Origin of the sequence: Blautia difficilis, assembly GCF_014297245.1 — a bacterium.
In the GTDB taxonomy this organism is placed as follows: domain Bacteria; phylum Bacillota; class Clostridia; order Lachnospirales; family Lachnospiraceae; genus Blautia_A; species Blautia_A difficilis.
This window is the reverse complement of sequence record NZ_JACOQG010000008.1, coordinates 12719-27575: the sequence shown is the minus strand read 5'-3', so window position 1 is coordinate 27575 and position 14857 is coordinate 12719. Positions and strand designations below refer to the sequence as shown.

Genomic DNA, 14857 nt, shown 5'->3' with positions numbered 1-14857 from the left:
AACATGAACAAAAAATTAGTAAGCGCAATTCTTTGTGGAGCAATGGTTCTTGCAGCAGCTACACCTGTAATGGCAGACGGTGGAGCAGCAGACGGCAAAAAAATCGCACTGGTTGGTAAATCTGCTGGTAACGCATTCTTTGAAATCGCAGCAAACTCTTTCAAGGAAACTGTAGAGGCAGAAGGCGGCACAGTAGACGTTGTTTATCCGGAAGCTGCAACAGCTGATGCTCAGATCAAAGTTCTGGATAACCTGATTTCCCAGAAACCGGATGCAATCTGCATCTCTGCAAATGACGTTAATGCTCTTCAGGCTAAACTGGAAGAAGCTATGGATGCTGGAATCAAAGTATCCTCTTTCGACTCCGCACCAAATAAAGACAGCCGTCAGGTATTCGTAAACCAGGCTGGTACAAAACAGGTTGGACAGGCTCTTCTGGATGCAGTTCTTGATATCTCCGGTGGAGAAGGACAGTGGGCAGTTCTTTCTGCTACTTCCCAGGCTGCTAACCAGAATGCATGGATCGATGCAATGAAATCCATTATGGAAGGCGATGACAAATACAGCAAACTGGAACTGGTAGAGGTTGCTTATGGTGATGACGAACCTCAGAAATCTACAGACCAGACAGCAGCTCTTCTTGAGAAATATCCGGATCTGAAAGTTATCTGTGCACCTACAACAGTTGGTATCGCAGCAGCAGCTAAATATCTTCAGGATAATGGTTCTGCCTGCAAACTGACAGGACTTGGACTTCCTTCTGAAATGCAGGAGTACACAGGTGATGACGATGCTCATTCCTGCCCATACTTCTATCTGTGGGATATGCAGGGCCTTGGTAAACTCAGCGCATATGCAACAGCAGCTCTGATCAACGGCGACATCACAGGCGCACTGGATGAAACATTCACAGCTGGTGACCTTGGTGATTATACAATCACAGAAGCTGATGACGGCGGCACAGAAATCGTTCTTGGCGAGCCATTACAGTTCAACACAGAAAACATCGAAGAGATGGCTAAACTGTACTAATTAGATAACCTGATAAATTCCATAAAAATACAAAAGGGAACGGGGCATTAGCTCCGTTTCTTTTTGTGGTTGTCTGAAAAAAATGAATCGTATATAATGAGGTTAGAGTGTGTTTGAAAAAAATATGTTGTTCCTGAACTGATATCTGTGAATTGCAGTGAGGAACAGAATTTACAGATTATCGTGAAAGATACAGAAGGTGAAATCTATGCAACAGGAATTATTAGATCATTTAAAGAAAATCACAGAGGAAGAACAGAAAATCCTGGATGGCAGTGCAGAAGTGGATAAGGAGCTATACACCTCAGGCAGGGATTTCATTGTAGACAGCAGAAAGATGCTGGATGAGGGAAAGCTGATTACTGTACGGACCCATACCCGGTTTGTTCATTTTCCTGCTCACAGACATAATTTTATTGAGGTGCTTTATGTATGTGAAGGCTCTGTTACCAATATAATAGACGGCAAGAAAGTAGTGGTTGGAAAAGGTGAACTTTTGTTTCTCAACCAGTATACCAGACATGAGCTTTTGCCTGCAGGGGAGAATGATATTGCCATTAATTTTATGATTCTTCCGGAATTTTTTGATGTGGCCTATTCCATGACAGGGCGAAACAATGTACTGGCAGATTTTCTGGTAAATATTCTCCGGCAGGATGAGGAGAGAGGACAATACCTGTATTTTAAAGTTTCAGAGGTTCTGCAGATCCAGAATCTGCTGGAAAATATGATCTATTCTCTGGTGACAGGAAAAGGGGAAAATAACCGGATTAATCAGACAACTATGGGACTGATTTTTCTGTATCTGGTGGATTCTGTACAGTATGTGGAAATGCGTGTGCCAAATCAGTACGAAAACATGATTTCCATGACAACCTTGGATTACATAGAACAGAAATATAAAACTGCAACTCTCACTGAGCTGTGTGAACTGCTTCATTTGCCCATGCATGTGCTTAGCAAGATGATCAAGAAAACCACAGGCTTTAATTTCAAGGAACTGCTTCAAAGGAAACGTCTGAATAAATCCGTAGAGCTGATGTGTGACACAGATCTGGCCATCAGTGACATTATTGCAGCAGTGGGATACGAGAATAACAGTTATTTTCACCGGGTATTTAAGGAAAGATATCATATGACTCCCAGGGCTTTCAGGGAGGAAAACAGGCAGCAGGCACAGGTAAGACTGTAGCAGAAGAAAAAATATCTGAATACAAGAAAAAAGTGAACCATAAAAATCAGAAACGAGGTATTATGACATGGATATAAAAGAGAAAATCAGTAAGGTAATGAAACAGGCGGTGGATCATTGTGAAGTGATGGGAGTGAATCTTCTGGTAGAAAAAGGAGGAGAAGAGCTCCTCTATTGTGAGGAGGGGATGGCTGACAGAGAAAATCGCAGATTAATTTCCAGAGATACCATATTCCGTCTCTATTCTCAGACAAAGCCTGTGACAGCAGCATGTGCTATGATCTTGATGGAAAGAGGACTTTTGGATCCAGGGGAGTTTGTATCCGAGTATCTGCCTTCATATTCGGAATTGAAAACAGCAGATATTCATGGAACCAGCCCTGCAAAGCAGCCTCTCAGGATCATTGACCTGCTAAATATGACATCAGGGCTGGTTTATCCGGATGATTGTACGGAGCCGGGAAAAGCAGTGGATACGGTATTTGCAGAAGCCTGTGACCGTCTGGATACAGATAAGCCCATGACTACCCGGGAACTGGCAGACAGACTGGCCCGGTGTCCACTGGCCTTTGAACCGGGAAACGGATGGAGATATGGAACCTCCGCAGATGTTTTGGGAGCTGTGATCGAAGTGATCTCAGAGAAAAAACTGTCGGAATTTATGCAGGATGAGCTCTTTGCTCCTCTGGAAATGAAGGACACTGCATTCTGGGTGCCTGCTGAAAAACAAAGCCGTCTGGCAAAGGCTTATGAGACAGTCACAGCTGAGGATGGAAGTAAAAGCATGCAGCTTTATACAGGTAACAATCTGGCTGTGAGAAATGATATGGTAAAACCACCGGCATACGAGGCCGGCGGTGCAGGATTGGTGTCCACATTGGATGATTATATGAAATTTGCCAGAATGCTGAGAAATGGGGGAAGAGCAGGAAAACAGGAGATCCTTAAGCCTGAAACCCTGCGCTATATGTGCAGCGGACAGCTCTTGCCTGTGAGACAACAGGATTTTGACCAGTGGATCGGACTGGATGGTTTCAGCTATGGTAACCTGATGCGTGTCTGCAAAAATCCGTCACAGGCTGTTATGTTTGCCAGGGAAGGTGAATACGGCTGGGATGGGTGGCTTGGCATGTATTTTGCCAATTTCCCCAAGGAAGACATGACCATTCTCATGGGTATGCAAAAAAAAGATGCAGGAACCTTTCCTCTGACCAGAAAACTGCGAAATGTAGTTATCAGTGAATGTCTGGGGTGAATTTGCTGCAAAGCAGAAAATACAGACACCTGCTTCCGGGATTACTTTTTCCCGGAAGCAGGTGTTTTTTGGAATTGTGAATCATACATACTGCGGAATTCTGTGGGAGTACACAGATTTAATTGTTTGAACATCCGTAAAAAGGCAGACAGGCTGGAAAAGCCTGATTGCACTGCCACTTCGGTAACAGCAAGCTCCGGATCTAGCAAAAGAGATTTTGCGTATTCAATTCTTTTCTGGTTCAGAAATTTGTAGAAGGAGGAATTAGTATATTGTTTAAAAAGGCGGGCAAAGTGATATTTGCTGAACCCTGCCAGACTGGCAACATCCTCCAGAGTAAGGTTTTCAGAAAAATGGTTGCTGATATAGTCGGTGATAAACAGAAATTTTTCCATATATTCTTTCTGATGGTGAATATCACGGTCTCCGTCCTGCTGATGAAAAGCTTTGTGATTCCTGCCAATATCCACAAGGATTTCCAGGAATTTTGCAATGATGGAAATTTCGGAATAGGTGGTAAAATTCATATATTCATCCTTGATTTCTAACATAAGACTGTGGATGTGTTCATAGACCTGTGGATATTCTTCCCTGGTGATCAGAATGGCGGGACTGAGGAGTGGAGTGATCAGATCTAGTTCTTTTAGCTTGATGTGGCTCAGGCCGGGCTGAAAAATAATCCTTTCTCCTGTTGCCGGAGCAAAGAGCTCGTGGAGCATACAGGGACATATAACAAGAATTTCTCCTTCTTTGATATGATAATCGTTATAACCGCAGACTACCCGGTAGTCATTGATAACAGGCATGATCACTTCGAAAGAAGGGTGCCAGTGAGGAGGATAGTTTTCGGCTTCATCATTGTAATAAAGACATATCTGGGTATCTGCTTTGTAATCAACGGTTTCATGAATTCCCTGTAAATTATGGATCATATGGACTCCTTTACACCTAATTATTGCTTTTGATAGCAAATGTTGATTTTTAATGTTTGTGTATATAATGTATCAAAAACATGTGTAAATGGCAATATATAACATTGAAAAAATTGAAATAATAAAAACATATGTCAAAATATATAAAAAAGAATATAAAAATCTATTAAAATTGACATATTGAAGAAAATAGTAGTAGATAAATAGCAAGAATTGATAGCAACATGACAAGAATTATGGAGCCAATCACAGGACATTCTGCTATAGTAAAACCATCAAGAAACGAGGCAATGAATCAAAAGGAGGATTAAAAAATGAACAAGAAGAGATTACTTTCAGTATTGCTTTCAGCAGCTATGGTAGCGGGAACCATGGCAGTAGCAGTGCCTGCATATGCAGATGACACAGAGGAAATCACATGGATGTTCTGGGATGATCTGGAAGCTACAGAGGATCTGGTTTCCAAAGGATACAAAGATGTTATTGATCGCTTCAATACAGAATATGAAGGGAAATACCATGTAACACCGATCACAACAAATCTGGAAGAATATGACGGAAAATTAAATGCCCTGATCGCAGCAGGACAGACACCGGATGTATATATCTGCAACCCGGGACCGAACATGGATGTATATGTAAATGCAGGAGCAGCAGCAGACCTGACAGACATTCTTGAAAATCAGGAAAAAGACTGGTATGCAACATTTACAGATGGAATCTTTGACAGACTGACTTATGATGGAAAGATCATGGCAGTTCCAACAAACTTCGCAGCTGCCTGTGTATACTATAATACAGAGCTTTTTGAGAAGGCCGGAGTAGAAGTTCCGACTACCTATGATGAACTGATTGATGTATGTAAGAAACTGCAGGATGCTGGTATTACACCAATCTCCTGTTCCGCAGGAACTGCATGGTGCCTGTCAATGATCGCAGGTTATCTTTGTGACCGTTCAGGTGTAGATCTTCAGGCAATCGCAGATCATACAGCAAACTGGACAGACGATAACTGTATTGCAGCAGGTGAGAAATTAAAAGAGTTATCTCAGTATTTCCAGGAAACAGCAGCAGGTGACTCCAATGATCAGGCTACAGCAAACTTCTACAATGGAGATGCAGCAATGCTGGTACAGGGATCATGGGCTATTGCTCAGATCAATGGTAATAATCCTGATTTCCAGAGCAAATGCGGTGTATTCCAGTTCCCTGGAATCGACGGAGCAAATGATCCGAACCGTATGATCGTTAAAACAGACAACTTACTGATGAGCTCTACAACAGAGCATCAGGATGCAGCAATCGCACTGATGAAGATGTTTACAGATGAAGAAGCACAGAAATATACAGCAGAAATAGCAGGAAAATTCCCGATCATCAAAGATCTTGACATTGACTATGACAAAGCTCCTGCACAGCTGAAATATGTGCAGGATATCATGGACAAAGCAACTGGTACTTTTGGATTCTACAATGAATCTCTGGCATCTGTAGAAGCCGGTGACTGCTTCGACAATGCAATGGTTGATATATTCCTTGGAAACCAGACTCCGGAAGAAGCCTTCCAGACAGTACAGGATTTCTATGAAGAAAACGTCTGGGAATAATTGTGGATAGATAGTACAGAATTTACATGGCTGCTGCGGAAGAAAAAAGTTCCGCAGCAGTTTTTAAATGGAGGCAGTTATGGATAAAATTTTACGTAATAAGAAGGCTATTTTCATATTTATCGCACCGGCACTGATCATGTTTGTTCTGGTACTGGTTATCCCAATGGTGCAGATGGTCTACTATTCTTTATGTGATTACGCGGCACTGACACCGCCTAAATTTAGCGGATTGGCAAACTATAAAAAGTTATTTTTCAAAGATGCTACATTTAAAATTGCGTTAAAGAACTCTATTTTTTTCATGATCTTTTCTGCCATCACTCAGCAGGTGATCGGCCTTGGTCTTGCAGTTATGCTTACCAATATTAAAAAAGGCAGAAACCTTTTCAAAAATATTTATTATCTTCCATCTGTTCTTTCATCAGCAGCCTTAGGTCTTTTGTGGGCATTTATGTTTAACCCAAAGATCGGTATCAATAATCTGCTGGCACAGTTCGGAATCAAAGGCCCTCTTTGGCTGATGGATTCCAAAGGTTTTATTGTACTTCCCATGTGGGTGATCGCGTTTGTTGCCCTATGGCAGTATGTTGGACAGAATATGATGCTTTATATGGCTCAGATCACAGGAATTTCCAGAGATATATATGAAGCTTCCTATATAGACGGTGCATCAAAGACACAGTCATTCCGTTATATTACACTTCCACTGATCAAACCAATGATGGTAACTTCACTTTCGTTGAACTGTATTGGTTCACTTAAATTCTTTGACCTTGTATATAACATGACACAGGGTGGACCAAACCACAGAACCGAGGTACTTGCAACAGAACTTTATGCAGAAGGCTTTAATTATTTCAAATACGGATATGCCAGTGCGATTTCTGTAGTCTTACTGGTTATGTGCCTGATCGTAACATTGTTGGTCAAAAAAGTAATCAAAGTTGAAACTTACGAGGGCTAGGAGGTATCAGAGATGCAGACAAAAAAATCAAAAAAACCGGTAAAGCCTGTTACAGTAATTTTATATCTATTTCTTATTATACTTGCTGTGATTTATGTGGCTCCACTTTTGTGGATGTTAAGTGTTTCGTTAAAAGATAATGCAGGTGTAATGGCAGCGCCATTTGCTTTGCCTGAAGTATTCCACTGGGAAAATTATCAGCAGGCATGGACAATGGGTAAGCTTGGAACTGCGCTTGTAAACTCAGTACTGGTCTGTGGTGTTACACTTTTGGTTAGTTTGTTTTTCGGAGCTATGGCAGCATTTGCCATTGCGAGAATGCGTTGGAAATTATCAGAAGCAGCACACACATTTTTCCTGATCGGAATGATGGTTCCGGTACATTGTATCCTGATTCCGCTGTTCGTACGTTTTGCAGGGCTGGGATTGACTAACTCAAGAGTAGGTCTGATGATCCCGTATATTACGTTTTCCCTTCCGATGACTATTTTCCTTCTGACAGGATTTTTCAAATCTATGCCTGGAGAATTATTTGAGGCAGCAGCCATTGACGGATGTGGAATTTACGGATGTTTTTTCAGAATCGCACTTCCACTTTGCAGAACAGGATTCTTTGTTTCCGGTCTTATGACATTTGTTGGTAACTGGAATGAACTGTTGCTGGCTATGGTATTTATCTCAGACCCGGTAAAGAAAACACTGCCTGTAACACTTACATATTTCGTAGGACCATATGCTACCAACTATGTACAGATGTTCGCGGCGATCATTATCGCAATCGCACCTACCGTTATTGTATACTGCCTGTTCAGTAATCAGATCGTAGAAGGTCTGACTACAGGTGCTGTAAAAGGATGATGTATGAAAGGAATGTGTAAAAGGAGGCTTGTATGAACAGAGACGAGGCAAGAAAGAAAGCGCAGGAACTGGTATCCAAAATGACATTGGAAGAAAAAGCCAGTCAGTTAAAATATGATGCGCCGGCTATAAAGAGACTTGGTGTCCCGGCTTATAATTGGTGGAATGAAGGACTTCACGGGGTAGCCAGGGCAGGACAGGCAACTGTATTTCCGCAGGCAATTGGCATGGCTGCTACATTTGACAGAGATTGCGTAGCTGAGATGGCAGATATTGTAGCAACAGAAGGACGTGCAAAATACAATGCATATTCCAGTGAAGAGGACAGAGATATCTATAAAGGACTGACATTCTGGTCTCCCAACGTAAATATTTTCCGTGATCCGAGATGGGGCAGAGGCCATGAAACTTACGGGGAAGATCCGTATCTGACCAAAGAGCTTGGAGTAGCTTTTGTAAAAGCTCTTCAGGGTAATGGAGAAACTATGAAAGCTGCGGCATGTGCAAAGCATTTTGCAGTGCATTCCGGACCGGAAGCGATCAGACATGAGTTTGATGCAAAGGCATCTGCAAAAGATATGGAGGAAACTTATCTGCCTGCATTTGAAAGCCTGGTAGAGGAGGCTGATGTAGAGGCAGTTATGGGAGCATATAACCGCACAAATGGAGAACCCTGCTGTGGAAGCCCTGCTCTGCAGAAAAAACTGAGAGATGACTGGAAGTTCCAGGGACATTTTGTATCAGACTGCTGGGCGATCAGAGATTTCCATGAACATCATATGGTGACTAATACGGCTTATGAGTCAGCAGCACTTGCCATTAATAATGGCTGCGATCTGAACTGTGGAAATACATATCTTCATATTATGAAAGCATATGAAAAGGGGCTTGTCACAGAGGAAAGGATTACGGAATCAGCAGTAAGACTTTTTACTACCAGATATCTTCTTGGGTTATTTGATGGCAGTGAATATGATGATATTTCCTATATGGAAGTAGAATCAGCAGAACATCTGGCAGCAGCAGAGAAAGCAGCAGCGAAGAGCTTTGTACTTTTGAAGAATAATGGAATTCTTCCATTAAAAAAAGAGAATATCAAAACAATCGGAATTGTGGGACCTAATGCAGACAGCAGAAAGGCTTTGATTGGAAACTACCATGGAACTGCATCCAGATATATTACAATCCAGGAGGGAATCCAGGATTATGTAGGTGAGGATGTGAGAATTCTTAGTTCTGTAGGAAGCGAGTTGTTTAGAGACAGGACAGAACCTCTGGCATTCAGCAGAGATCGTCTTGCGGAAGCTAAGATCGTTGCAGAAAACAGTGATGTGGTGATTCTTTGTGTAGGTCTGGATGAGACACTGGAAGGTGAAGAAGGAGATACCGGAAACAGCTATGCATCCGGAGACAAAGAGAGCCTGAAGCTTCCTCAGTCTCAGATTGATTTAATGGAAGCAATGGCTGGTTCCGGAAAACCGGTGGTTCTCTGTCTGATGGCAGGAAGTGATATTGATATGAGCTATGCAGCAGAGAAATTTGATGCAGTTATGGTTCTGTGGTATCCGGGAAGCCAGGGCGGAAAAGCGGCAGCAAAAATTCTGTTTGGGGAAAACTCCCCATCCGGCAAACTTCCGGTTACCTTTTATGAGAGCCTTGAAGAACTTCCGGAATTTACAGATTATTCCATGAAAGGCAGAACCTATCGTTATATGGAAGGAAAAGCACAGTTCCCCTTTGGATATGGACTTACCTACAGTAATGTAAAAGTAGAAAATGCAGAGGTAAGACAGTGCGGACGGCAGATAACAGTAGAGGCAGAAGTATATAATAAGGGTAATGCAGATACGGAGGATGTTGTTCAGGTTTATGTAAAAAATCTTGACAGTAAAAATGCAATTCCAAATCCTGCACTGGGAGGATTCCAGAGAATTTTTGTAAAAGCAGGAGAACGCAGAAAAGTTATGGTTCCTGTCTGGGAAAAGGCATTTACAGTGGTAGATGAAAATGGAAAACGTGTAGAGGATGGCAGGAAATATGAGATTTTTGCAGGCTGCAGCCAGCCGGATGAAAGAAGTATAGAGCTTACCGGAACAGCACCTGTAAAGATAATCTGGGAGAAAGAAGACTGAGTCTATGAAATTTGAATTGTTTTATCCGCAGTGGAAAGACCGGGCAGTTACATTCAGTTATGATGATGGCCAGATTTTTGATAGAAGACTGGTTGATATTTTTAATAAATATAATTTGAAAGCAACATTTCATCTGAACTCAGGGACTTTGGATACAGAGGGATTTATAAAAACACAAGAACTGAAAAGTTTATATCAGGGACATGAAATTGCCTGCCATGGTGTTGCACATGAGTATCCCACACATCTTTCGCAGGAAAGGCTGGTTCAGGAATTTTATCAGGACAGATGCAGTCTGGAGAGAGAAACGGGAAGGATTATCAGGGGATGTTCTTATGCATTTGGAGAATATGACGAAAGGGTCATTCATACTCTGAAGAATCTTGGGTTTGCATACAGCAGGACCGTGGAGTCTACAGGAAATTTCCGCATTCCGGAGGATTTTATGAGGTGGACTCCGTCCTGTCATCACAATGATGCATTCAGGGGAATTGCAGAAAAGTTTTTGCATAAACCGGATTATCAGAAGCTTCCTCTTCTCTATGTATGGGGACACAGCTTTGAGTTTGACCGGGAACAGACATGGGAGCAAATGGAAAGCTTCTGCAGAGAGATTTCAGGCCATGAGAATGTGTGGTATACCACTAATATAGATTATGTGAATTATATGAATGCAGCCAGAAACCTGATATTCAATGCAGAATGTTCTCATGCAGAAAATTTATCAAAAATAAAAATATATTGTAAAATAAATGGAGAGTGCCAGATTTTGTGATCTGGCATTCACTGATATAGGGTTTGCTGAAAAGCATATAAGAGAGTCTACAGACATCATATTTGATTTACGGGAGGAAATAATCTATGATAACTTGTAAAAATCCGATTTTAAGTGGCTTTTATCCGGATCCGTCTATATGCAGGGTGGGAGAGTGGTTTTATCTGGTTACATCTACTTTTGCATATTTTCCGGGAATTCCTGTATTTCGCAGCAGAAATCTGGCACAATGGGAGCAGATTGGCAATATATTGACACGGGAGAGCCAGCTGCCCTTACAGGGCTGTGAACATAATGAGGGGATTTATGCTCCTACACTTCGGTGGCATGAGGGAACTTTTTATCTGATCACTACTAATGTATCTGGCGGTGGAAATTTTATAGTAACTGCAAAAAATCCCCAGGGTCCATGGTCAGAACCTCATTTTTTGGAAAATGCCAGGGGAATCGATCCTAGCTTATTCTTTGATGAGGATGGAACCTGTTATTATATCGGACAGAGAGAAAATTCCCGTGGCGGCAGGTACAATGGTGATTGCGAAATATGGATACAGAAGCTGGATTTGCAGACTTTCAGGCTAGAAGGGGAGGCGCATCCTGTTTTATATGGATTCCAGAGAAATGCAATCTGGCCGGAGGGTCCTCATCTTTATAAAAGAAATGGTTATTACTATATTTTTCATGCAGAAGGTGGAACAGCGGAGCATCACAGTGAAATGGTGGCCAGGAGTAAAAATATTTTTGGTCCCTATGAATATGCAGGGACAAATCCGATCCTGACGCACAGACATTTGGGAAAAAATGCGGAGATTACCTGTGTAGGACATTGCGATTTGACTGAGGATGAACAGGGAAACTGGTTTATGGTTGTTCTGGGCTGCAGACCTGTGGACGGAAAGACATTTCTGGGAAGAGAGACTTTTCTGGCAAAGGTAGAGTGGGAGGATGACTGGCCGGTGGTAAACCCGGGAGTAGGAATGCTGGAAAAGGAAATCTGTCTGCCTGGTGAGAAGGATAACTCTATGCCCGGAGAACTGAATGAAGTCAGAAATTACAGTTTCAAAAATATGACAGATAAAAAGCTTCCACTGGATTTTATGATGCTCAGAAATCCCCAGCCGAATGCTTATACAATAGATGAACAGGAAGAATGTTTAAAACTTCCTGCAAAAGCTGTGGCAATTGGGGATAATGGAAGTCCTTCGTATGTTGCGGTGAGACAAAAGCACCATAGATTTCAGGCAGAGACGGAGTTTTTGTTAAAAGCAGGAGAAAAAGGTGACAGAGCCGGAATTGCCTATCTTCAGAATTCTCAGAATTATCTTCTGGCAGAATATGGAGAAGTGGGGGCAGACGGCTATATCTATGTCACAGTATGTATCAATGGAACAGAGAAAATACTTGCAGAAAAGAAAACAGAGAAAAGAGGTATGCAGACCCTGAGATTGAGCGTAGACCAAAGCCTGGCGCAGGTATGGCTGATTTGGCCTGAGACGGAAGAAAAATCACAATGTATAATCAGGGAGGTGGATATCAGCCATATGTGTACAGAAGCGGCAGGCGGTTTTACCGGCTGTACAGTGGGAATGTATGTACACTCTGAACAGAAACAGAGTACAGGCTGTGCACAGTTTTGCAGATTTACGGTAAAGTAACAATCATTCTGATGATTCCGGCAATTGGTTGTTCTGCCTTTGCGTTTGTGTTAAGATAAAAGTAAGTAGCGAAGCGGATTGCAAATATCCGCTTGACTTATGATTAAGCGGCAGGAGCAGAGGAGGCAGAACAGTGAAAAGTACGGAACGGCTAATTTTTCATATTGATGTAAACAGTGCATTTCTTTCCTGGGAATCAGCCAGAAGGGTGAGCCAGGGACTGCCGGATCTCAGGGAAATTCCCTCCTGCGTAGGAGGAAATCCAAAGAAACGGACAGGTATCGTGGTTGCCAAATCTATCCCTGCAAAAAAATACGGGATCCAGACCGGCGAGCCCGTAGCCATGGCTCTTCGGAAATGTCCCAATCTGGTGATCGTTCCCAGTGATTTTGAATTATACGATAAATGTTCCCGGGCATTTAAGTCCATCTGTGCTTCTTTTGCACCTGTGATGGAATCCTTTTCCATTGATGAAGTGTTTCTGGATATGACGGGTACTTCTCTGATCTATCCTGATCCTGTGGCTGCAGCTTATGAGCTGAAAGATAAAATTCACAGAGAGCTGGGATTTACAGTAAATGTGGGAATTTCTACCAATAAGCTGCTGGCAAAGATGGCATCGGATTTTCAGAAGCCGGACAGAGTACACACTTTGTTCCCAGATGAAATTCCGGAGAAAATGTGGCCCCTTCCTATTCGTAACCTGCTGTTTCTGGGAAAAGCTTCCGAGCAGAAGCTTCTGAATCAGGGAATCCGTACTATCGGTGATTTGGCGAGAGAACGGGAAGCCAATGTGCAGTGCTGGCTGGGGGAAAAGCCGGGACACCAGCTCTGGCAATATGCCAGAGGCATCGATCATTCAACTGTAAAGGCAGTACCGGATGAGGCAAAGGGCTTCAGTGTAGAAACTACTTTTAACGATGATATTACTTCCACAGAACAGGTGTTGCCCATTTTGTTGGAACAGTGTGATGTTCTGGCCACCAGAATGCGCAGAAAAGGAAAGAAGTGTAGATGTATTTCTGTTACTTTCCGGACATTAGATTTCCGAAACCGTTCTCATCAGACAAAGCTGGAAAATGCTACAGATCTTACAGATGAAATTTATGCAAATGCGACCAGGCTTTTTACAGAATTCTGGAAAGGACAGCCTCTGCGCCTGATCGGTGTGGCACTGACCGGTCTTACGGACGGTTCCTTTGAACAGATGTCACTGTTTGAAAATACAGAAACAAAAGAACGCCGCAGAAAGCTGGATGCAGCCATGGATGAGATACGTATGAAATTTGGAAATGATAAGATTACCCGAGCCAGTATTATGAACAGCAGTGCACGGATCGGGCGAAAGGCAAAAGCACAAATGAAAAATGAAGACAGGAAAGAATAATAATAGAAGCGCAGAGAAAAAAGTATAATCTCTGCGCTTTTATAGTGGATTGCTATACATATTTCAGAAATTCTTCATCCGGAATCTGAGAGGTATGGATGGCATTCTGGATAGCCTGTGCCATGACTTCTGCAGCAAGGGTTCCGGCCATGTTAATATCCACAGAAACATCACCAATGCTTGCTGCATAGATGGAATCGCCATCTGCCATAGTTGCTACAGGATTGATGCATCTGGCATAGGCACAGCGGGTCATAGAGGCAATTTTGTTCAGCTCAGCTTTTGAAAATGCCCCATTGGTGATCACTGCCCCGATGGTGGTGTTGCCGGTAAACTGATCGTGAGGTGTCATAAAACGGTATAATTCCTGGACACTGTCTAGAAAGTCTTTTCTGTCAGGTGTTTTTAGTCCGGCAATTTTCTGGCCATTTTTCGGATTAAAAATATCCCCTATTGCATTGACAATTACCACTGCAGCCATCTGGAAATCACCGGCAGATACAGCGGCAATCCCAAGCCCGGATTTCATGGATTGTTTCATGCCGTAGAGTTTTCCCACAGTTGCACCGGTACCTGCACCGATATTTCCGGTTCTGGTATCTGTTCCGGAAAATGCCTGACGGCAGGCTTCCTCGCCCATTTTTGCAGTTGGGCGTACTTTAGGGTTTCCGTAGGAAAGGTCATAGATACAGGATTGACACACAAGGGGAACCAGCGCTGCACCGGTGTTATAACCTATATTCTGTGATTCCAGATAGTTCATCACACCGTCAGCGGCAGCCAGTCCATAGGCAGATCCGCCGGATAATACAATAGCGTTGATGGGATTGTCGGCGGTGACAGGAGAGGTGAGAGGTGTTTCCCTGGAGGCAGGACCACCGCCGCTGATATCACATCCCACCTTTGCTCCCTGTGGAAAGTAAAGAACAGTTACACCGGTCTGCCCGTCATGATTCGAGGCATGACCGATGCGTAAATTTGTAAACTCTGTAATAGAAATCTCTTTTAGTAATGACATAAAAATCTCCTTCTGATAAAAAATCCCTGACTACAGTGACAATGTAA

General features: G+C 42.7%; 12 protein-coding genes. 10 read left to right on the top strand and 2 right to left on the bottom strand.

From position 1 onward, the window contains the following. Positions 1–3 precede the first annotated feature (3 nt). From H8Z82_RS06825 to H8Z82_RS06815, 3 genes are all read left to right on the top strand, one after another. Entirely contained in the window at positions 4–1032 is a 1029-nt protein-coding gene (locus tag H8Z82_RS06825; RefSeq protein ID WP_186994673.1) for a substrate-binding domain-containing protein, read from the top strand. A 208-nt stretch (positions 1033–1240) separates the two neighbouring features. Next, positions 1241–2224, top strand: a complete 984-nt coding sequence (locus tag H8Z82_RS06820; RefSeq protein WP_173742168.1) for an AraC family transcriptional regulator — start codon at positions 1241–1243, stop codon at positions 2222–2224. 67 nt (positions 2225–2291) lie between these two features. Continuing rightward, positions 2292–3479, top strand: coding sequence for a serine hydrolase domain-containing protein (locus H8Z82_RS06815; protein WP_186994672.1), 1188 nt, complete (start codon positions 2292–2294; stop codon positions 3477–3479). Between the two features lie 41 nt (positions 3480–3520). On the opposite strand, the gene H8Z82_RS06810 is transcribed toward H8Z82_RS06815, so the two are convergent. After that, the gene (locus tag H8Z82_RS06810; RefSeq protein WP_186994671.1) at positions 3521–4411 is read right to left on the bottom strand and encodes a helix-turn-helix transcriptional regulator; all 891 of its coding nucleotides are present in this window, start codon (positions 4409–4411) and stop codon (positions 3521–3523) included. 314 nt (positions 4412–4725) lie between these two features. On the opposite strand from H8Z82_RS06810, the gene H8Z82_RS06805 reads away from it, so the two are divergent. From H8Z82_RS06805 to H8Z82_RS06775, 7 genes are all read left to right on the top strand, one after another. Then, a complete protein-coding gene (locus H8Z82_RS06805) occupies positions 4726–6018 on the top strand; it encodes an ABC transporter substrate-binding protein (protein WP_186994670.1) in 1293 nt (430 codons plus the stop codon). A 79-nt stretch (positions 6019–6097) separates the two neighbouring features. Beyond that, positions 6098–6985 (top strand): carbohydrate ABC transporter permease, encoded by an 888-nt coding sequence (locus H8Z82_RS06800; RefSeq protein ID WP_019162667.1) that lies wholly within the window; start codon positions 6098–6100, stop codon positions 6983–6985. A 12-nt stretch (positions 6986–6997) separates the two neighbouring features. After that, positions 6998–7843, top strand: a complete 846-nt coding sequence (locus H8Z82_RS06795) for a carbohydrate ABC transporter permease (protein ID WP_019162666.1) — start codon at positions 6998–7000, stop codon at positions 7841–7843. A 32-nt stretch (positions 7844–7875) separates the two neighbouring features. Beyond that, positions 7876–9975 carry a glycoside hydrolase family 3 C-terminal domain-containing protein gene (locus tag H8Z82_RS06790; protein ID WP_186994669.1) on the top strand — a complete coding sequence of 700 codons (2100 nt, stop codon included), beginning with the start codon at positions 7876–7878 and terminating at the stop codon, positions 9973–9975. Between the two features lie 4 nt (positions 9976–9979). Continuing rightward, positions 9980–10750 carry a polysaccharide deacetylase family protein gene (locus H8Z82_RS06785; protein WP_186994668.1) on the top strand — a complete coding sequence of 257 codons (771 nt, stop codon included), beginning with the start codon at positions 9980–9982 and terminating at the stop codon, positions 10748–10750. Between the two features lie 86 nt (positions 10751–10836). After that, positions 10837–12405 (top strand): glycoside hydrolase family 43 protein, encoded by a 1569-nt coding sequence (locus tag H8Z82_RS06780; protein WP_186994667.1) that lies wholly within the window; start codon positions 10837–10839, stop codon positions 12403–12405. 133 nt (positions 12406–12538) lie between these two features. Then, entirely contained in the window at positions 12539–13792 is a 1254-nt protein-coding gene (locus H8Z82_RS06775) for a DNA polymerase Y family protein (RefSeq protein WP_019162662.1), read from the top strand. A 52-nt stretch (positions 13793–13844) separates the two neighbouring features. On the opposite strand, the gene H8Z82_RS06770 is transcribed toward H8Z82_RS06775, so the two are convergent. Beyond that, positions 13845–14810: a P1 family peptidase gene (locus H8Z82_RS06770; protein WP_186994666.1), complete on the bottom strand. Its 966-nt coding sequence runs from the start codon at positions 14808–14810 to the stop codon at positions 13845–13847. Positions 14811–14857: the final 47 nt, after the last annotated feature.